Origin of the sequence: Rhodocyclus tenuis (genome assembly GCF_014197755.1) — a bacterium.
GTDB lineage: Bacteria > Pseudomonadota > Gammaproteobacteria > Burkholderiales > Rhodocyclaceae > Rhodocyclus > Rhodocyclus tenuis.
The window spans coordinates 476200-494984 of the sequence record NZ_JACIGE010000002.1 but is presented as its reverse complement, the minus strand read 5'-3'; the positions used below and the strand labels follow the sequence as shown (position 1 = coordinate 494984).

Sequence of the window (18785 nt, the reverse complement as noted above, 5' to 3'; positions counted from 1 at the left end):
GCCCTCGTCTCCACCCTCCTCGTCCTCGCCATCCTCGAACACTGGTTCATGGTCGTCCCCCTCAACGGCGCCAAACTCTGGCTCTGGTCTTTGCATCCCGAACGCCGCAGTCGCGTCATCGCATCGGATCTGCCGGATGATCCGAAGGAGCTGGTGGCCGATGTGGCCAAGCTGGTGCAGCGCTAAGCGGGGAATGCCCGGTTCACGAGCGAGCGGGCCGGCAGGGGGGCGCCGACACAGGCCGCCGCGCAATGCCGATGTAGGCTAGAGCCTGTCCCTAGCCGGCAGCGACGCGCAGCTGGTAGAGCTCGTCCTCGACGCAGTCGTCGAGTTCGGCTTCGCTCATGCCGAAAAATGCCGCGACCCACGGCTGACCAAGTCGCCATTCGCTCTCATCCTGCGCGTGCTGGAAGAGGCTGATGATGTGCTCACTGATGACACCAAGTGCGATCAGTGCGCAGCTTTCACCGGCGAGTCCGCTGTCGCTTTCCACCCCGAGAACCTGAAAATCGTGGTGCGAGCGAATCGCGCCAGCGAGCACAGCGGACAAGCGCCAGCTACGCGCCAGCAGGTAGCCGATGACCGCGTGGTCGACACCATGGCGCGATTCCTCGACGCTGGTAAACGAATGCTCGCTGCCATTGGCGAGTTGCAGTGTCGCCTTGTAATCGGGGAAGCGGCGCAGCATCAGGGGAATGCCCGCGTCGTGAAACAGGCCGTAGCAGTAAGCGAGGTCGCGCCCGACCCCTCCAAACCGTTCGGCAACGCGCGAGCAGGTAGCGGCGTTGAGCGCGGCGCGTTCCCAGAAACGCTCCAGGCGCGGTCCCCGGTCGCTGCTTCCCGCGCGTTTCAGCAGTTCGGCAACGACAAGGTTGAGGATTTGCCGGCTGCCCAGCATCGAAAGCGCATCGGTGATCGAATTGGCTTGCCGCCGCAGTCCGAGTGCGGGCGAATTGGCGACGCGAATGACGGCCGCGGCGAGCGCGACGTCACGGCTGATCAGCTGTGAGACGCGACGCGTATCAAAAGCATCGCTATTCAGCGTCGATTGCAACTCGCTGAGGATGGCGGGGCAAGGCGGCAGGTCGAAACCGCGCAGCAAGGGAGAGAGGTCGGTGTCGTCTGCAATCTTCATCAGGTATCAAAGCGAACTGCGCGGGAGTGTTGGAGCACATTAGCACTGCCGCGCGAGCGCGCCAATATCCATAAAGGCATATGGGCAGAAAACCGTTTGCATACAGCCGGACCTGATTTCGCCGCGCCCGGGAACGGCGACTCTGCGGATGCCTGGTGCCGGAGCTTACGCTTCATTCATGCCGCAACAATCGCAGCGCCGGTGCTACGGCTGCTCGGAAGGATGAGCAGCCCCTCCTATTCGAAATAGTTGCGCGCCGTCTCGAAGCGTTCGGCATAGTAGCGGCTGCTGAGACGGTCAATGCGTACGCGTCCATTGCTGGATGGGGCGTGCACGAAGCGCTGGTCGCCGATGTAAACACCGACGTGAGAAAAAGGCGCGTTGCGCGTGTTGAAGAACACCAGATCGCCCGGCTGCAATTGCTCGCGTGCTACCGGCCTGCCGCGGCGGGCGATATCGGCGGCGCTACCCGCAAGACGCAGGCCGGTGGCCTGCGCGAAAACGTAGGACACCATGCCGCTGCAGTCGAGACCTGCCTCGGGGTTCTTGCCGCCAAAACGATAGCCGGTGTCGATCAGTCCTAATGCGAACATCGCCACCTCCTGCCCGGCATGGCTGGCAAGCGGCCGCTGCGCAAGCGGTGTTTCGGCAATCGGCGGAGTACTGCAGGCCGCGAGCAGGAAGAGGGCGCAGCAAGCCGTCGTGGCGAGCTTCTGCGTTGCGGAAAAGCGGGTGAAATACTGCGTGAACATGTGCGGAGTATAGACTGAAGGCGAGCAAGCAACGGGTAGCCGGACCCAGCTCGAGACGAGCGACGTCATTTCCGGCGCCTGTCGTCCAGCCCGACCCGTATCAGGCGCAAGCCGGCCAATCTTCGCAGGAGGCAAAATGCAGGCAGGCAATACCGATCTTCTCCGAAACGCCTGCCTCATTGGCGGCGACTGGCTGCCGGCGCAGGGCGACAAGGTCTTCGCCGTACACAATCCCGCCAACAACGAATTGCTCGCGCAGCTGCCCGACTGCGGCGAGGTCGAAACGCGGCAGGCGATCACTGCTGCAGCTCTGGCGTGGCCGGCATGGCGGCAGCGCACGGCGCACGAACGTGGCGCCCTGCTCAAGCGCTGGCACGCGCTGATTCTTGCGGCGACGGACGATCTGGCCGCGCTGATCACCGCCGAATGCGGCAAGCCGCTGGCTGAGGCGCGCGCCGAGGTCGCTTACGGCGCGTCCTTCGTCGAGTGGTTTGCCGAAGAGGGCAAGCGCGCCTACGGCGAGACCATTCCGAGTCCGCAGCCGGCGCGCCGCCTGCTCACCCTGCGCCAGCCGGTCGGCGTCTGCGCGGTGATCACGCCGTGGAATTTTCCGCTGGCGATGATCACGCGCAAGTTGGCGCCGGCACTGGCTGCCGGCTGCGTCGTCGTCGCCAAACCGGCCGAGCAGACGCCGCTGACCGCACTGGCGCTGGCGGTGCTGGCCGAGCGCGCGGGGATCCCCGCCGGCGTGATCAATGTCGTCACCGGCAGCGCGGCCTCGGCAGCGGTGATCGGCCAGACCCTGTGTGACGACCCGCGCGTGCGCAAGCTGTCCTTTACCGGATCGACCGAGGTCGGGCGGCGGCTGATGGCGCAGTGCGCGCCTAGCATCAAGAAGCTGTCGCTCGAGCTCGGTGGCAACGCGCCTTTCATCGTCTTCGACGATGCCGACCTTGATGCGGCAGTCGAAGGTGCCCTGCTCGCCAAGTTCCGCAATGCCGGGCAGACCTGTGTCTGCGCCAACCGGCTGTACGTGCAGCAGGGAATCCACGACCGTTTCGTCGCGCGCCTTGCCGAACGCGTGCAGGCGTTCAAGCTCGGCGACGGCGCTGCGCCGGATACCGCGATTGGCCCCTTGATCGACGCTGCGGCATTGAGCAAGGTCGAGGCGCTCGTGGCTGATGCCGTGGCTGCCGGTGCCCGTGTGCTGAGCGGTGGCCAGCGTCGCGCGGAAGGTGGCAATTTCTATCTGCCGACCGTTCTCACCGGCATGACGGCGGCGATGCGCATCGCGCGCGAGGAGATTTTCGGCCCGGTTGCTCCGGTTTTCCGCTTCGCCGACGAGGCCGAGGCGGTCGCGCTGGCCAACGATAGCGAGTACGGACTCGCCGCGTATGTCTATACTCGCGACCTGAACCGCGCGCTGCGCGTTGCCGAGGCGCTCGAAACGGGAATGGTCGGCATCAACACCGGCATCATCTCCAACGAAGTCGCGCCCTTCGGTGGCATCAAGCAGTCCGGCATCGGCCGCGAGGGTTCGCGGCACGGACTCGATGAGTACCTCGAAATCAAATACCTGTGCATCGACGCCGGCTGATTCCTGCCGGCGCAATCAGCTCTTGCCGTCCAGCGCCTTACCCCATTCATCACACCCAGGAGCAAGCATGAACCCACGTAACGGTTACGACATTGAAGATCTGCAACCCGGCATGAGCGGATCGGTTTCGAAAACCGTCACCGAGGCCGACATCGTCCTCTTTGCCGGCATCTCGACCGACGTCAACCCGGTGCATATCGACGAGAGCTATGCGGTGACGACGCCCTTCGGCGGCCGCATCGCGCACGGCATCCTCTCGGCCGGCTTCATTTCCGCCGTGCTCGCCAACAAGCTGCCCGGACCCGGCACGATCTATCTCGGCCAGACGCTACGCTTCAAGGCGCCGGTACGTCCCGGCGATACGGTCACGGCGACCGTCACGGTGAAGGAAGTGATCGTCGGCAAGCGCCGCTGCATCCTCGACACCGTGTGCACAGTCGACGGCAAGGTGGTCATCGAAGGCGAGGCAACGATGCTGTGCACCAGCAGCGCTGCTGCCTGACAAGCTGACTGCAGGCGGCTCCCCGCGTCTGGCGCCGGGTGCTGCCTGCCAGCGCCGCTCGCCGCCGGCGAGCGGCGCTCACAACAGCACGATGTCGTACTGTTCCTGCAGGTAGCTCGGCTCCGCCTTGAGCGAGATCGGCTTGCCGATGAAGTCGGAGAGCATCGCCAGCGCGTGTGACTCTTCTTCCTGGAACAGCTCGATCACCGGCGGGCTGGCGAGGACGCGCAACTCGCGCGCGTTGAACAGGCGAGCTTCGCGCAGCAGCTCGCGCAGGATTTCGTAGCAGACGGTGCGCGCCGTGCGCACCTCGCCGCGGCCCTGACAGGTCGGGCATTCCTCGCACAGCACGTGCGCCAGCGACTCGCGCGTGCGCTTGCGCGTCATTTCGACGAGGCCGAGCGCGGTGAAGCCGTTGACCGTCAGCCGCGTGTGGTCGCGCGCCAGCGCCTTGTTGAACTCGGCCAGCACCGCTTCGCGGTGTTCGGCGGTGTCCATGTCGATGAAGTCGATGATGATGATGCCGCCGAGATTGCGCAGGCGCAGCTGGCGGGCGATCGTCTGCGCCGCTTCGAGATTGGTCTTGAAAATCGTGTCGTCGAAGCTCCTGACGCCGACGAAGCCGCCGGTGTTGACGTCGATCGTCGTCATCGCCTCGGTCTGGTCGAAGATCAGGTAGCCGCCCGACTTGAGCTCGACGCGGCGCGCCAGCGCTTTCTGGATTTCCTCTTCGACGCCGTACAGCTCGAACAGCGGCCGCTCGCCGGTGTAGTGGTCGAGCAGCGGCGTCACCGCCGGCGTGTATTCGGCGGCGAAGTTCGACAGCTTCTGGAAGTTCTCGCGCGAGTCGATGGCGATGCGCGAGGTTTCAGGATTGACGAAGTCGCGCAGCACGCGCTGCGACAGCGACAGTTCCTGGTAGAGCAGTGACGGCGGTGGCGCCGTTTTCGACAATGACTGGATGTCGCGCCAGACGGTACGCAGGAAACCGATGTCGTTGGCCATCTCGCTTTCGGTGGCGTTCTCGGCCATCGTGCGCACGATGAAACCGCCGGGTTCCTCAGGCGGCACCAGGCGCGTGATCTTCTCGCGCAGTGACTCGCGCTCGGCGTCGCCCTCGATGCGTTGCGAGATGCCGATGTGCTTTTCCTGCGGCAGATAGACGAGCATGCGGCCGGCGATCGATATCTGCGTCGACAGGCGCGCGCCCTTGCTGCCGATCGGGTCCTTGATCACCTGCACGACGATGCTCTGTCCCTCGTGCAGGATGCGTTCGATCGGGCGAGGCGGCTCGCCGGGCGCGCGCGGCTCGCGGATGTCGCCGACGTGCAGGAAGGCGGTGCGTTCGAGGCCGACGTTGATGAACGCCGACTGCATACCGGGCAGGATGCGCACGATGCGCCCGAGATAGACATTGCCGACCAGCCCGCGGCTGGCGTTGCGTTCGATGTGCAACTCCTGCACCGCGCCCTGATAGACGATGGCGACACGGGTTTCCTGCGGCGTGAAATTGATCAGGATCTCTTCGGGCATGGGCTCGGGTCTTGGGATAGGTGGCTGCGGGGTGCCGCACGGCAAGCGTGCGTGGCGGTGGCGATGCGCGTGTTACGACAGCCGCTGCGCGGCCGGGGTTGCACTTGCCGCCGTGGCCGCCGGTGCGGCGCGTAGAATGTTCGCCTGTCTGTCGCTGCATTGCTGGCTGACGCCAGCGACTCTCCGAGCATTTTACCGCGTAAGCACCGATGCCCACTGTCCCCGAACTTCTCGCTCCCGCCGGCTCGCTGGCGATGGCCGAGGCCGCCATTGCCTACGGCGCCGACGCGCTCTACGGCGGCCCGCCGCGCTACAGCCTGCGCGCGCGCAACAACGAATTCGGCGACACGGCGCGTCTTGCCGCCGCCATCGCTGCCGCGCACGCCGCCGGACGCCGCTTCTACCTCGTCGTCAATGCGCTGCCGCACAACGGCAAGCTGAAGAGCTTTCACACCGATCTGGCGCCATTGATCGCGCTCGGCCCCGACGCGCTGATCATGGCCGACCCCGGACTCATCGATCTGGCGCGCGAGGCCTGGCCGGACGTGCCGATCCATCTGTCGGTACAGGCCAACACGATGAACTGGGCGTCGGTGCGCTTCTGGCACAAGCTCGGCATCGCCCGCGTGATCCTCTCGCGCGAGCTGTCGCTCGACGAGATTGCCGAAATCCGCCAGCGCTGCCCGGAGACCGAGCTCGAAGTCTTCATCCACGGCGCGCTGTGCATCGCGCATTCGGGCCGCTGCCTGCTCTCCGGTTACTTCAACCGGCGCGACGCCAACCAGGGCAGCTGTACCAACGCCTGCCGCTGGGAGTACACGATGCACGCCGGAACGGCCGACGCCAGCGGCGATCCGCTTCCGCTCGATGTTCCGCAGGGGGCGCCAGCAGCCGGCGAGTGGCTGATCGAGGAGCGCGAACGCCCCGGCGAGCTGATGCCGATCGAGGAAGACGAGCACGGCACCTACATTCTCAATTCGAAGGACTTGCGCGCCATCGAACACGTCGCGCGCCTCGCCGCCATCGGTGTCGATTCGCTGAAGATCGAAGGCCGCACCAAGTCGGCCTACTACGCGGCGCGGGTGACGCAGTGCTATCGCCGCGCCATCGACGATGCCGCTGCCGGCCGCCCCTTCGACGCCTCGCTGTACGCGACACTCGATGCGCTCGCCAGCCGCGGCTATACCGATGGTTTCTACCAGCGCCATCACGCCGCAGCGACGCAGAACTATGCCAGTGGCGCTTCGGCCGGCGGCAGCAGCCGCTATTGCGGCGACGTCGTCAACTTCGATGCCGCACGCGGGCTGGCCGAGGTGGCGGTGAAGAACCGTTTCGCCGTCGGCGACCGCCTCGAAATCGTGCAGCCGGCGGGCAACCGGGAATGCCGCGTCGAGCGCATGGAAGACAGTGGCGGCACCACCATGCGGGTGGCACCGGGAGATGGTCATCGTGTCTGGGTGGCGCTGCCCGCTGACGCCGTCGGGGCGCTGCTGGCGCGCTTCGAGCCCGCGGCAGAGACGGGAAACGCGCCCGATCTGCTGCCGGCTGCGCCCGACGCCCGCTGATGGGGCTTTGTCGGCCACGACGGCGGCTGCCACAGCCGGCACCGAGCGGCGCCACGAACGCTCTCAGACCTTCAGGCCGAAGCTGCGCAGCAGTTGCGTCGTCTCGTACAGCGGCAGGCCCATGACGCCGGTGTAGCTGCCGGCGAGATGCGCGGCGAAAGCGCCGGCGCGGCCCTGGATGCCGTAGGCGCCGGCCTTGTCGAAGGCTTCGCCGCTGGCAACGTAGCGTGCGATGGTGTCGGCGTCGAGTCGGGCGAAGCGCACCTCGCTCACCGACAGCACACACTCGATGCGTCCGGCGTCGGCAACGGCGACGGCAGTCAGTACCCGGTGCGTCTGGCCGGAGAGGCTGTGCAGGATTTGCCGCGCGTGTTCGGCGTCGTCGGGTTTGCCGATGATCTCGCCGGCGAATTCGAGCGTCGTGTCGGCGGCGAGCACCGGCTGCGCGGTGAGCTTGCGCCAGCCGACGATGCGTTGGCCGTGTGCCGCCTTGGCACGGGCGACGCGCACGACGTAGGCGTCGGCGGCTTCGCCGGGGAAGGGTGTTTCGTCGATCTCCGGGTCTTCGCGCGGCGGGTTGCGGAAGGCGATCAGGTCAAAGGCGATGCCGACCTGCGCCAGTAGCTCGCGCCGGCGCGGACTGCGCGAGGCGAGGTGGACGCGCGCTGCCTTCTGCTCACTGGCAGCCGTCGCGGCGGGCGCCGCTGGTGTCGCGTCGGCGCTCAGTTCGTCCGTCCATGGCGTGCTGCCAGCCGCGGTCGGCGGGTTTTTGCGCTCGTTCATCAGCCCTCGCGGTGATAGGGGTGGTTGCGTACGACGCTCATCGCGCGATAGAGCTGTTCGCAGAGCACCAGTCGCGCCATCGCATGCGGCAGCGTCAGGCTGGAAAGACGGATGCGGCGCTCGGCGGCGCTCTTGATCGACTCGTCGATGCCGTCGGCACCGCCAATGATGAAGGCGGTGTCGCGGCCGTCCTGCATCCAGTCGCGCAGACATTGCGCCAGCGCCAGCGTTGTCAGGTCGTCGCCGCGCTCGTCGAGGACGATGACGCGCGGAAAAGCGCCCAGCGCCGCGCGCAGACGCACCGATTCGGCGGCGAGCAGTTGTTCGCGTGTCTTGCCGTGGCGCGGTTCCGGGCGGATTTCGTGGATGGCGAGCGGCAGTTCGCGCGGCATGCGCCGCTGGTATTCGTCGCAGCCGGCGGCGACCCAGTCGGGCAGCTTGTGGCCGACGGCGAGGATACCGAGCTTCATGCGCCGGTGTTAGCCGCCGTGCTGTCGCCGTTGCCTGCGGTTCTCGCACGCGGTGCGCGCAGCAGGCGCGCCGGCAGTTCGCCGCCCCACAGCTCTTCCAGATTGTAGAAGCTGCGCACGGCGGGCTGCATGATGTGCACGACGATCTCGCCGAGATCGACCAGCACCCACTCGCCGTTGTCTTCACCTTCGCTGGAGAGGACGCTGGCGCCGGCTTTACGCACTTCGTCCTGAACATTGCGCGCCAGCGAATTGACCTGCCGGTTCGATTCGCCGGTGGCGACGATGACGCGTTCGAAATGCGGCGTCAGCCGGCGCGTGTCGAGCACGGTGATGTCGTGGCCCTTGATGTCTTCGAGGGCGTTGACGACGATTTTCTCGAGCGTGCTGATATCCATGGGCGGTTTCAATTCCTGCGGTAAAGGTGTTCGTGGCGGATGTGCTCGATAACGGCGTCGGGCAAGAGGTAACGCGCGCTGCCGTTGTTGGACAGCAGCTTGCGGATCTGCGTTGCCGAAATGTCGAGCGCGGTCATCGCGAAGCTGACGATGCTGCCGGCCGGCGATTCGCCGAGTGCCTCGGGCGAAGTGCGGTAACGCTCGCGGAATACCTCGGCCAGCGCCGGCGGTAGCGTGCGCGCGTCGATCGGAAAACCCGGCCGGTGCGCGACGGCGATGTGCGCCAGCGTCAGCAGGCGTTGCCACTCGTGCCAGCCGGGCAGGCCGGCGAAGGCGTCAGCGCCGAGCAGCAGCACCAGCGGCCGTTCGCGCCCGCATTCGTCCTCGCCGCGCAGACGCGCGAGCGTCGGCACGGTGTAGCTCGGCTGCGCACTGCTCACTTCGGCGCTGTCGAGCGAGAAGCGTGCGTTGCCGGCAATCGCCAGTTGCACCATCGCCAGCCGGCTGGCGGCGCCGACCGAGGGCGTCTCGCGATGTGCCGGCTGGCCGGCGGGAATCCAGCGCACGCCGGCCAGCGCCAGGCAGTCGCAGGCTTCCTCGGCCAGGCGCAGATGACCCAGATGCACCGGGTCGAAGGTGCCGCCGAAGATGCCGAGCGGCGCGCCGCCCAGCGGGCCGGTGGCGGCCTTATTCATCCACGTCGGGACTGCGTTCGCGGACGATGAAGACATCGCGGTAGCTTGCGTAGAAGCTGGCGAACAGCGTCGGCGCGAAGATCAGCAGGAAAGGCAGCGACAGCATTTTCGTGATGCTGGCGAGGTTCTGCGGCAGAAAGGCGGCGAGCAGGCCGAGGACGACGCCGGGAACGATGGCGCCGAACAGCAGCGTCGCCGCGCCATAGCCGATGAACGCGCGCCAGTTGCGCAGACAGGCGACGAAGCTGAAGAACAGCGCCTTGCCGGCGGTCAGTCCCTGCCAGGCAACGAGCGCCGGCGCATACCAGTAGGCCATCAGCAGCGGCAGCATCAGCACCAGCGCAATCTGCGCGGCGTTGGCGAGTTCGCCGCTGTTGAGCGCGTCTTCGCTGGGCGCTTCGCCGGCCAGCATCCAGTGCAGCAGTACGCCGTCGTCGGCGAGCGAGCTGATCGCGAGAACCGTCGCCGTCGCCGCGAGGTAGCCGGCGCCGAGGACGAGCAGGGTGCGCGACTGCTGGCGAAAGCCCGAGAACAGGCTCAGCGGGCTGACCTTCTGCGCGCGGTCGAGATCGCGGCAGGCGTTCATCAGTCCGACCGAGAACAGCGGCAGCAGCATGGTCGCCAGCGCCGGCCCGAGCAGCGGAACGCTGTTGAGCAGCGCCATCAGCGTCCAGTAGGCGAAGACGAGGAAAACGAGCAGCGCCGGGCTGCGGCGGAAGATGGCAAAGCCGTCGGCCAGCCAGCGGAAACCTTGGCGCAGGGTGAGCGTCAGCGCTTGCATGGCGGGAGCGGCAGGGAACGGAAGCGGTGTGTCATGATCCGGTAGAAGAAGGATGCCGTGCCGCAGGCGTTCAATCGCGCGACCGTGCCAAAAGCCCGCATGGTAAGGCAAGCAGGCACTCGCCGCACGGTTCGCTCATGTTCTGCATGTCGCTCATGCTCCGACGAAGATGTCGCGGTACGCGGCGTACAGCGATCCGGCGAGCACCGGCAGCAGGACGAGGAAGCCGATGCCGGCCGGCAGCGCGGCGAAAAAGCAGAGCACCAGAGTGATCAGTCCATAGACGAGGAAAACGACGGCGTTCTTCAGACAGGCAGCGAAACTCGCTTTCAGTGCCGCTAGCGGCGCCATGTCGTGAAAGGCGACCAGCGCCGGCGCAAAGCAGATCGCCATGAGCAGCGGCACCGACAGCGCCAGCCAGATGAGCATGGCGAGCATCATGCCGCCGAAGGCGAAACCGAAGCCGGCCGGACGGCCGAGGGCGACAGCACCGGCCAGACTGCCGCCGGCGAGCAGGAAAACCACCGCACTGATCGCCAGCATGCCGAGCATGTAGAGAACGCCGAGCAACACGAGCGGGCCGGTGTTGACGCGAAAGCCGGCAAACAGGTCGGCGACGGTTGGCGATTCGCCAGCGGCGGCGCGACGGCTGGCGAACATCAGCCCGGCGCAAAACACCGGCAGCAACAGGTTGGCAGCAAGCTGGCCGATCAGCGGCACGATCGACAGACCGAACATGGCAACGATGAAGAGCACGGCGATGGCTACCCAGACGCCGGCGTTGACCATGAACATCGCCCAGCCCTGACGGAACCAGTCGAATGCGGCGCTCGGCGGCGCCCTGCGGCTGCTGCCGGCAAACGGGAGTGCAGGGAGGGGGAAGTTTTCCATGGCGGGCGCGTCGTCGAACCCGGCTCAGGCAGCCGGCGGGTCGATCCATACCTGCCGGCGGTTGGCGGCGATGTGCCCACGCAGCAGCCTGCGGTACTCGTCGGGGTCGCGCCGGGCGACAAGTTCGCCAGTGCGCGGCCGGTGTGCGTCGAGCAGTCGTGACAGCCAGAAACGCAGCGCGGCGGCGCGCAGCATCGCCGGCCAGGCAAGGTGTTCGCGTTCGCTCAGCGGGCGCACGGCGTGGTAGGCGTTGAGCAGCGCGACGGTACGCGCTGCGTCGAGTTCGCCGCCTTCCTCAGCGCCACGGCACCAGTCGTTGGCGGCGACGGCGAGGTCGAAGAGCAGCGCGTCAACGCCGGCGAAATAGAAGTCGAGCAGGCCGCTGACGCGTTCGCCGTCGAACAGCACATTGTCGCGGAACAGGTCGGCGTGGATGATGCCGCGCGGCAGTTCACCGCTGACTTGCTGCGCTTCGTGGCGGATTTCGTCGCGCAGCAGCGCGGCATCGTCGGCGGCGAGCAGCGGCAGCAGCTGCTTGGCCGTCTCGCGCCGCCAGGCGGCGCCGCGCTGGTGTTTCTGGCGCACGCCGCAGGATTGCGCGGCGACGTGCAGATCGCCGAGCAGGGTGCCGATGGCGGCGCAATGCGCAACGCCAGCTTGCGTGAGCGAACGGCCGCCGAGGCGGGTGACGATGATTGCCGGTTTGCCGGCGATTTCGCCGACGTATTCGTTGTCGCGGTTGGCAATCGGCGTCGGGCAGGGAATGCCATGCCGCGCCAGATGTGCCATGAGATTGACGAAGAAGGGCAGCTCCTCGCGATTGAACTGCTCGAACACCGTCAGTACATAGCGACCGTGCACGGTGTCGACGAAGAAGTTCGAGTTCTGCAGTCCCTCGGCAACGCCTTCAAGCCGCTCGAGCGCGCCAAGCGAATAGCGCTTCAGCCAGCTGCCGACCTGGTCTGGAGTGAGCGGGGTAAAGACTGACATGCTGGCGACTGGCGTGGGTGGCTGCGCTGAGCTGGGGCGGCGGTGGCGGCAGTCGAGGCAGCGCCGGCAAGTCAGGGCGCCGGCGCTGCGGCCGCCCGCGGCGGCCTCAGAAGGTGCCGATGATCCACTGCGGCACCTGGATGCCGTGGTCGAGCGAATCGGTGCGCGTGAAGCTGCCGTCGCCGCGGTTGTCGATCAGGTAATACGGCGGCAGGCCGTTGGCCGGCGTCACCTTGATCATGTACAGCTTGCCGTTTGCGCGGAACTCCTCGACGGTGTCGGCTTCGCGCTTCTTGATCGTCACCTGCGGTTCGAGCGCGGCGTCAAAGGGAACCATTTCCGGCGGCGGCGGGGGGACGGCGGGCAGCGGTTGCAGATCGCCCGACTGCTGGGCAAAGGCGCTGCCGGCGCAGGCCAGCAGCAGGAGCAGGGAGAAGGACGGGGGCAGCGATCGGCGCATGGCGGACTCTCTTGAAGATGACGCAGCAGGCCGCGAGTGCCTGTGTGATGCCGATTGTATTACAGGTTGAGGAGCATCTCCCGCTCGACCGGCAGCGGCGCAAAACCGCGCGTCTGGTAGTGGCGGAAGATCGCTTCGACGACGGCGTCGGGGTCGTCGATCACCTGGATCAGATCGAGGTCCTTGGCGTCGATCATGCCTTCACCGACCAGCCGCTCGCGCAGCCAGTCGAGCAGGCCGCGCCAGAAAGGCTCATGTACCAGGATGATCGGAATCTTGCGGCTCTTGCCGGTCTGGATCAGCGTCATCGCCTCGAGCAGTTCGTCGAGCGTGCCGAAGCCGCCGGGCATGACGACGTAGGCGCTGGCGAACTTGACGAACATGAACTTGCGCGCGAAGAAGTGGCGGAAGCTCTGCGAGATGTCCTGATAGGGGTTGCTGTGCTGTTCGCGCGGCAGCTGGATGTTGAGCCCGACGCTCGGCGACTTGCCGAAGAAGGCGCCCTTGTTGGCCGCTTCCATGATGCCGGGGCCACCGCCGGAGATGACCGAAAAGCCGGCGTCGGAGAGCTTGCGCGCGATGTTTTCCGTCAGCGCGTAGTACGGCGAATCCGGCGGCGTGCGCGCGCTGCCGAAGATCGACACTGCCGGGCGGATCGCGGACAGCCGCTCAGTGCCTTCGACGAACTCTGCCATAATGCCGAAAATCCGCCAGGATTCCCGTGCCGACAGCGCCTGCGCAGCCTGATCGGCGTCGGCGAGGCGGGGGATTTTTTCCTTTTCGCTCATTCGTTTTCGCGCTTTCTCGTTCGCTGGTCCAGTCGTTCAACTTCCCGGTCTACCCGATGCCCACCCTGCTGCTGGTCGACGGTTCGTCGTACCTTTACCGTGCCTTCCACGCCCTGCCCGACCTGCGCAATCGCGACGGCGAGCCGACCGGCGCCCTCTACGGTGTGCTCGGCATGCTACGACGGCTGGAAGCCGACCACAAGGCGGCGGACGTCGTCTACAAGGCCTGCATTTTCGACGCCAAGGGCCCGACTTTCCGTGACGAGTGGTATCCCGAGTACAAGGCGCAGCGGCCGCCGATGCCTGAGGATCTGGTGGCGCAGATCGCGCCGCTGCACGCGGCGATCAGGGCCTCCGGCTGGCCGCTGCTGATGGAGGCGGGCGTCGAGGCCGATGACGTCATCGGCACGCTGGCGCGGCAGGCGGCAGACGCCGGCATCGACGTCGTGGTGTCGACCGGTGACAAGGATCTGGCGCAGATCGTCGGCCCGCGCGTGCGTCTGGTGAACACCATGAGCGGCGAAACGCTCGACGAGGCCGGCGTGCTCGCCAAGTTCGGCGTCCCGCCGGAGCGCATCGTCGATTACCTCGCGCTGGTTGGCGACGCCGTCGATAACGTGCCGGGCGTTGCCAAATGCGGCCCGAAGACGGCGGTGAAGTGGCTGACGCAGTACGGTTCGCTCGACGGAGTGATCGCCGCTGCCGACGGGATCAAGGGCGTCGTCGGCGACAATCTGCGCGAGGCGCTCGCTTTCCTGCCGCTCGGGCGCAAGCTCGTCACCGTGCGCTGCGATCTCGATCTGCCGCTGGCGCCGGACGAGCTCACGCCGTCTGCGCCCGACCGCGAGGCTCTGGCGGCGCTGTACGCGCGCTACGGGCTGCGCAGCTGGCTGCGCGAAGTGGACGAGGCTGGCGTGCCGGCGGCGGATGCCACGGCCGCGGCGGAGAAAAAACCGGCGACTGCGTCGTCAGCGGAGCCGGGCGCGGCGGTGAGCCCGGCCGGCGATCTGCCGCTCGCGAACGACGGCGCGCACCGCGCCCATTACGATACGCTCCTCGACTGGCCCGCTTTCGAGCGTTGGCTGGCGAAGATCGAGGCCTGCGAACTCGTTGCGCTCGACACCGAGACGACCAGTCTCGATCCCTTCGCCGCGCGGCTGGTCGGCATCTCCTTCGCCGTCGCGGTTGGCGAGGCGGCCTACCTGCCGCTGATGCACAGCGGCACCGAAGCACCGCCGCAGCTGCCGCTCGACGCGGTGCTGGCGCGCCTGAAACCGTGGCTGGAATCGGCGCAGCACGCCAAGATCGGTCAGCACCTCAAGTACGACCAGCACGTCTTCGCCAACCACGGCATCGCGATCAAAGGCATCGCCCACGACACGCTGCTGCAGTCCTACGTGCTTGAATCGGGCAAGGACGGCGTGCGCGGGCACGACCTCGGCCAGCTGGCGCGGCGCCATCTCGGGCTGGAGACGATCGCCTACGAGGCGCTGTGCGGCAAGGGCGCCAAGCAGATCGGCTTCGACCAGGTGGCCATCGAGCAGGCGGCGCCTTACGCCGCCGAGGACGCCGACCTGTGCCTGCGCCTGCACGCGGTGCTCTACCCGCAGATCGCCGCCGACGCCGGCCTGTTGCGCATCTACGGCGAGATCGAGATGCCGGTGCGCGAGATCCTCTTCCGCATGGAGCGCAGCGGCGTGCTGATCGACGCCGGCCAGCTGGCGCAGCAGAGCCACGAACTCGGCACGCGCCTGCTGGCACTGGAGCAGGAGGCTTACGTGCTCGCCGGGCAGCCGTTCAACCTGGCGTCGCCAAAGCAGCTCGCGGAAATCCTGTTCACCAAGCTCGGCCTGCCGGTGAAGAAGAAGACGCCGGGCGGCACGCCGTCGACCGACGAGGAAGTGCTCTCCGAACTGGCGCTCGACTACCCGCTGCCGAAGCTGCTGCTGGAAACGCGGCAGCTGGCCAAGCTCAAGGGCACCTATACCGACAAGCTGCCGCGCATGATCAACGCCGCCAGCGGGCGGGTGCACACCAGCTTTTCGCAGTCGGCGGCGGTCACCGGGCGGCTGGCGTCGAGCGATCCGAACCTGCAGAACATTCCGGTGCGCAGCAGTGAGGGCCGGCGCATCCGCGCGGCTTTCGTCGCACCGCCGGGCAGCGTGATCGTCTCGGCCGACTATTCGCAGATCGAGCTGCGCATCATGGCGCACCTCTCCGGCGACGAACGCCTGCTCGACGCCTTCGCCCACGGCGAGGACGTGCATCGCGCCACCGCCGCCGAAATCTTCGGCGTGACGCCGCTCGAAGTCGGCAGCGACGAACGGCGCGTCGCCAAGGTGATCAACTTCGGCCTGATCTACGGCATGAGCGCCTTCGGCCTCGCCCGTCAGCTCGACCTCGACCGCGGCGCCGCGCAGTCCTACATCGACCGCTATTTCGCGCGCTATCCCGGCGTTGCCCGCTACATGGAAGAGACGCGCCTGGCGGCGCGCGAGCGCGGCTACGTCGAGACGGTGTTCGGCCGCCGCCTGTGGCTACCTGAAATCCGCGCCAGCCAGCAGGGTCGCCGCCAGGGCGCCGAACGCGCGGCGATCAACGCGCCGATGCAGGGCACCGCCGCCGATCTGATCAAGCTGGCGATGATCGCGGTTCAGGGCTGGATTGACGCTGCTGCGCTACGGACCCGGATCGTCCTGCAGGTGCATGATGAACTGGTGATGGAAGTGCCGTCGGACGAGCTAGTGCTAGTGCAGGAGAGGCTGCCGGGGCTGATGACGCGCGTGGCGACGCTGAAGGTGCCGCTGGCGGTCGAGGTCGGGGTGGGGGCGAGTTGGGGGGAGGCGCACTAGCAGCCACGTTGCTTGCTGCGCTGACTATCCCCCGACGATCTCCCGGATAGCAGCTTCCACCTGCGCTTCTTCAATATCCTCGACGGCAAATGTCTGCGGCTGGAGCAGGCGGTGCCTGACTTGCCAAGGATACCAGTGCGTACGCTTGAATTCCGAGTTCTCGAACAGGGCAACGATCGGTAGATCAAGGCCTGCCGCCACGTGCATTGCACCGCCGTCTGAGCCGAGGAAATAATCGCAGGCAGCAATTCCCGCGTTCAACTCTTCCAGTTGCCGCGTTGGCATGGCGACGACCTTGTTTCCTGAGCAGCGCTGGAGTAGTGCAGCTGCCTTCTCGTCATCGCCCGGGTGCATGGGGTTGTTTGCCGATCCAGGCGACCAGAAGATCGCAAATCCCAGATCGGGAATATCCGCCAGAGCATGTATCAGTGCAACGAACTTCTCCAGCGGCCAGCGCCTTGTTTTTTCCCGCGCACTGATATGAAGCGCCAACCAGCGCACACCGTGACCGCATTGTTCCAGCCGTCGGCGGGCGTCTTCCACGAGTCCAGCGTCTGGGAATACTCGCATTTTTCCGGGCGACTGTTCGATTCCCAGCATTTTTCCGGCCAGCGCAACAGCCTCAACTTCGTGCAAGCCTTCCGGATTTCCAGTGATGAAATCGCTCAGTCCGTCCGCCTTTTCGCCGCGAAGAGGGGGAAAGCCAAGTATCCGGCGTGCACCAGCCATTCTTGCCATACGCAACCCGTGCTGGTCGAAGCCTGGTTTTGCAAGAATGGCAAGGTCGAAACGTCGCCCACGCATGTCCGCGATCAGTTTCATGCGGGCATACAGCGCCAATACCCGGCCGCCGATTCGAGACTGATGCTTCAGCTTTTCGTAAGAAAACACTTCGTTGACGTCGGTGTTTCCGTCAAGTACGGCGCGGTTGTAAGAGTTTACAAGGGCGGCGATGTGAGCTCCTGGCAGTGCTTGCCGCAAGCTTCGCAGGAAGGGTGTGGTACAGACGAGGTCGCCGATGTTGTCACGGCGGACGACGAGAATGCGATGCGGGGAGCGAATTTTCATGGTTCGGTGAGTGGGGTAAAGTGCGTTGTTATTGGCACGCCAGCATAGAGTAAGACGTCGACAACTTGGCGCGAAGTTGCGTATCTATCGCCTATCGGTAGCACGCGAACCCGGCATACTCTACTGTCGATATGCCGGGTCGGGGCGCACAAGTCCTTATAATTGTCCGTCACGCGGTAACAGTTCTTCAACCAAATGCAAAAAATTCGATGACAAACGCCTCTTGCGAACTTCCCTTCGACCTCAATGGCCAACAAGTCTGTGCTCTGGGGTCGGCGCCGGGATCGATATTTCCGCCCGATAACGGCGAGCCTTGGACTATCGCCACGGTCAATGGATCTCAAGCAGTGCTGGGGACCTTCGGCATATCGGGGTCGCCAAAATTCACCGTTTTCAATACCTCGTTGATAAAGTCAAGCTTCAAGACCAATGTTGCAACGCGTAAGGCGTTGCGGGGTCTGGGTACAGAAAATCTAATCGTTCTTAGCGACGAGAATGCTTTGAGAAAGCGTCTTCATATCAAACTGCTGCTGTTTTTTTTGCGCTACCGCTACGGTACACTCAAGCTCCTGAACACCATGCGGCGCGTAGAAGTGATGGAAGAAGTGCTGCAAATGAGCTTGGCTGATGCGGAGAAGCCTTCTAATGGAATTTTTTTGGCATTTCTGGCGCTGCATTTAGGCGCCAGGCGCGTCGTGATGAGCGGTTTTTCACTGAGCAAGGCTGGTCATGCTTACAATAAACTGAATTTTTTACGTGGTCATGTCGACGCCGATCGCTTTGTTCTGGCGAGAGCGGTAAGCATCGGCCTCCCAATTTTTACCACTGATAGCGAATTCTCTGCGGAAAGCGGCGTGCCGTTGCTCTGAGTATGGCGGGTTTTTGCATTTGTCATTGCTGTGGGCGGATAAGAATATGGCGGCAACAGTCATCAGACTATTTTCTGCACTCGACTTCGCCCCGGTTCCTCAGGTTCGGTAGCTTTTGACTCTGGCCGGAACTCCAACGGCGATCGCGTTTGGCGGTATGTCTTTCGTAACTACCGCACCCGCACCGATCACTGCTCCATCACCGATAGTGATGCCAGCCAAGATAACGGCGTTTGCACCTATCCAGACGCCGCTACCGATTTTTATCGATTTCCCCACCGTTGGTTGCAGGCGAATCAGCTTCCCGGCAGCGTGCTCGTGCTGATAGGAAATTATTCTTGCCCCTGGACCAATCAACGTATCGTTTCCGATCTCTATTCCGCCAGTTCCGTCGATCACGGTCTGGTTATTGATTTCGACTCCGTCGCCAAGTTTTACTCCACCCGCTCCGCCCTTCAAATCCGCGTAACGATTTATGGTTACTCTTTGGCCAAACTCGATGCGACCTTTTCTCGACGCGTCCAGCGACGAGCTGTCGTGAATTTTGCAATTTCTGCCGAGTCGTATGTTCTCAAAGCCTTTAATATATACGCCAATGGAAACCCTGCTGCCGTTAGATATTCTGTGTTTGAGCGAAAAAATTATATTCCTGAAGG

The 18785-nt window shown here is 65.2% G+C and carries 19 protein-coding genes and 1 pseudogene; 6 read left to right on the top strand and 14 right to left on the bottom strand.

From position 1 onward, the window contains the following. A partial coding sequence (locus tag GGD90_RS05025; protein WP_184414933.1) for a DUF3623 family protein occupies nucleotides 1-186 on the top strand: 186 nt, incomplete at its 5' end. Nucleotides 187-277: 91 nt separating this feature from the next. Here GGD90_RS05025 and GGD90_RS05020 read toward each other — a convergent pair. Continuing rightward, nucleotides 278-1135, bottom strand: coding sequence for an HDOD domain-containing protein (locus tag GGD90_RS05020; RefSeq protein ID WP_153114701.1), 858 nt, complete (start codon nucleotides 1133-1135; stop codon nucleotides 278-280). A 236-nt stretch (nucleotides 1136-1371) separates the two neighbouring features. After that, nucleotides 1372-1956 carry a C40 family peptidase gene (locus GGD90_RS05015; RefSeq protein WP_228273588.1) on the bottom strand — a complete coding sequence of 195 codons (585 nt, stop codon included), beginning with the start codon at nucleotides 1954-1956 and terminating at the stop codon, nucleotides 1372-1374. A 67-nt stretch (nucleotides 1957-2023) separates the two neighbouring features. Here GGD90_RS05015 and GGD90_RS05010 point away from each other — a divergent pair, with 67 nt between their 5' ends. After that, the gene (locus GGD90_RS05010; protein WP_153114700.1) at nucleotides 2024-3484 is read left to right on the top strand and encodes an NAD-dependent succinate-semialdehyde dehydrogenase; all 1461 of its coding nucleotides are present in this window, start codon (nucleotides 2024-2026) and stop codon (nucleotides 3482-3484) included. A gap of 67 nt (nucleotides 3485-3551) precedes the next feature. Beyond that, on the top strand, nucleotides 3552-3986 hold the full coding sequence (locus GGD90_RS05005; protein ID WP_153114699.1) for a MaoC family dehydratase: 435 nt from the start codon (nucleotides 3552-3554) through the stop codon (nucleotides 3984-3986). 78 nt (nucleotides 3987-4064) lie between these two features. On the opposite strand, the gene rng is transcribed toward GGD90_RS05005, so the two are convergent. Continuing rightward, entirely contained in the window at nucleotides 4065-5519 is a 1455-nt protein-coding gene (rng, locus tag GGD90_RS05000) for a ribonuclease G (protein WP_153114698.1), read from the bottom strand. A 209-nt stretch (nucleotides 5520-5728) separates the two neighbouring features. On the opposite strand from rng, the gene trhP reads away from it, so the two are divergent. Beyond that, the gene (trhP, locus tag GGD90_RS04995) at nucleotides 5729-7084 is read left to right on the top strand and encodes a prephenate-dependent tRNA uridine(34) hydroxylase TrhP (RefSeq protein ID WP_153114697.1); all 1356 of its coding nucleotides are present in this window, start codon (nucleotides 5729-5731) and stop codon (nucleotides 7082-7084) included. Nucleotides 7085-7147: 63 nt separating this feature from the next. Here the strand turns inward: trhP and GGD90_RS04990 are convergent, their stop codons facing one another. The 9 genes from GGD90_RS04990 to GGD90_RS04950 all read right to left on the bottom strand — a co-directional run bounded on the left by GGD90_RS04990 (nucleotide 7148) and on the right by GGD90_RS04950 (nucleotide 13340). After that, the gene (locus GGD90_RS04990) at nucleotides 7148-7867 is read right to left on the bottom strand and encodes a Maf family protein (protein WP_153114696.1); all 720 of its coding nucleotides are present in this window, start codon (nucleotides 7865-7867) and stop codon (nucleotides 7148-7150) included. Continuing rightward, nucleotides 7867-8337: a 23S rRNA (pseudouridine(1915)-N(3))-methyltransferase RlmH gene (rlmH, locus tag GGD90_RS04985; protein ID WP_153114695.1), complete on the bottom strand. Its 471-nt coding sequence runs from the start codon at nucleotides 8335-8337 to the stop codon at nucleotides 7867-7869. The genes GGD90_RS04990 and rlmH overlap by 1 nt, the downstream gene beginning before the upstream one ends. Next, the gene (rsfS, locus tag GGD90_RS04980; protein ID WP_153114694.1) at nucleotides 8334-8735 is read right to left on the bottom strand and encodes a ribosome silencing factor; all 402 of its coding nucleotides are present in this window, start codon (nucleotides 8733-8735) and stop codon (nucleotides 8334-8336) included. The genes rlmH and rsfS overlap by 4 nt, the downstream gene beginning before the upstream one ends. 8 nt (nucleotides 8736-8743) lie before the next feature. Continuing rightward, the gene (nadD, locus tag GGD90_RS04975; RefSeq protein ID WP_153114693.1) at nucleotides 8744-9430 is read right to left on the bottom strand and encodes a nicotinate-nucleotide adenylyltransferase; all 687 of its coding nucleotides are present in this window, start codon (nucleotides 9428-9430) and stop codon (nucleotides 8744-8746) included. Beyond that, nucleotides 9423-10211, bottom strand: a complete 789-nt coding sequence (locus GGD90_RS04970) for a BPSS1780 family membrane protein (RefSeq protein WP_153114692.1) — start codon at nucleotides 10209-10211, stop codon at nucleotides 9423-9425. The genes nadD and GGD90_RS04970 overlap by 8 nt, the downstream gene beginning before the upstream one ends. A 153-nt stretch (nucleotides 10212-10364) precedes the next feature. Beyond that, nucleotides 10365-11102, bottom strand: a complete 738-nt coding sequence (locus GGD90_RS04965) for a BPSS1780 family membrane protein (protein WP_153114691.1) — start codon at nucleotides 11100-11102, stop codon at nucleotides 10365-10367. A 24-nt stretch (nucleotides 11103-11126) separates the two neighbouring features. After that, on the bottom strand, nucleotides 11127-12092 hold the full coding sequence (locus tag GGD90_RS04960) for a homoserine kinase (RefSeq protein ID WP_153114690.1): 966 nt from the start codon (nucleotides 12090-12092) through the stop codon (nucleotides 11127-11129). A 106-nt stretch (nucleotides 12093-12198) separates the two neighbouring features. Next, nucleotides 12199-12552 carry a DUF2782 domain-containing protein gene (locus tag GGD90_RS04955; protein WP_153114689.1) on the bottom strand — a complete coding sequence of 118 codons (354 nt, stop codon included), beginning with the start codon at nucleotides 12550-12552 and terminating at the stop codon, nucleotides 12199-12201. Between the two features lie 59 nt (nucleotides 12553-12611). Continuing rightward, nucleotides 12612-13340 carry an LOG family protein gene (locus GGD90_RS04950; protein WP_153114688.1) on the bottom strand — a complete coding sequence of 243 codons (729 nt, stop codon included), beginning with the start codon at nucleotides 13338-13340 and terminating at the stop codon, nucleotides 12612-12614. A gap of 56 nt (nucleotides 13341-13396) precedes the next feature. On the opposite strand from GGD90_RS04950, the gene polA reads away from it, so the two are divergent. Then, on the top strand, nucleotides 13397-16192 hold the full coding sequence (gene polA, locus GGD90_RS04945; RefSeq protein ID WP_153114687.1) for a DNA polymerase I: 2796 nt from the start codon (nucleotides 13397-13399) through the stop codon (nucleotides 16190-16192). A gap of 24 nt (nucleotides 16193-16216) precedes the next feature. On the opposite strand, the gene GGD90_RS04940 is transcribed toward polA, so the two are convergent. Next, nucleotides 16217-17260, bottom strand: a complete 1044-nt coding sequence (locus GGD90_RS04940) for a glycosyltransferase family 9 protein (protein WP_153114686.1) — start codon at nucleotides 17258-17260, stop codon at nucleotides 16217-16219. Nucleotides 17261-17469: 209 nt separating this feature from the next. Between GGD90_RS04940 and GGD90_RS04935 the strand changes: the two genes are divergently transcribed. Continuing rightward, nucleotides 17470-18129 (top strand): hypothetical protein, encoded by a 660-nt coding sequence (locus GGD90_RS04935; RefSeq protein ID WP_153114685.1) that lies wholly within the window; start codon nucleotides 17470-17472, stop codon nucleotides 18127-18129. A gap of 99 nt (nucleotides 18130-18228) precedes the next feature. On the opposite strand, the pseudogene GGD90_RS18390 reads toward GGD90_RS04935, so the two are convergent. After that, nucleotides 18229-18390 (bottom strand): annotated as a pseudogene (locus GGD90_RS18390) (DapH/DapD/GlmU-related protein); the annotation flags it as partial. Between the last annotated feature and the right edge of the window lie 395 nt (nucleotides 18391-18785).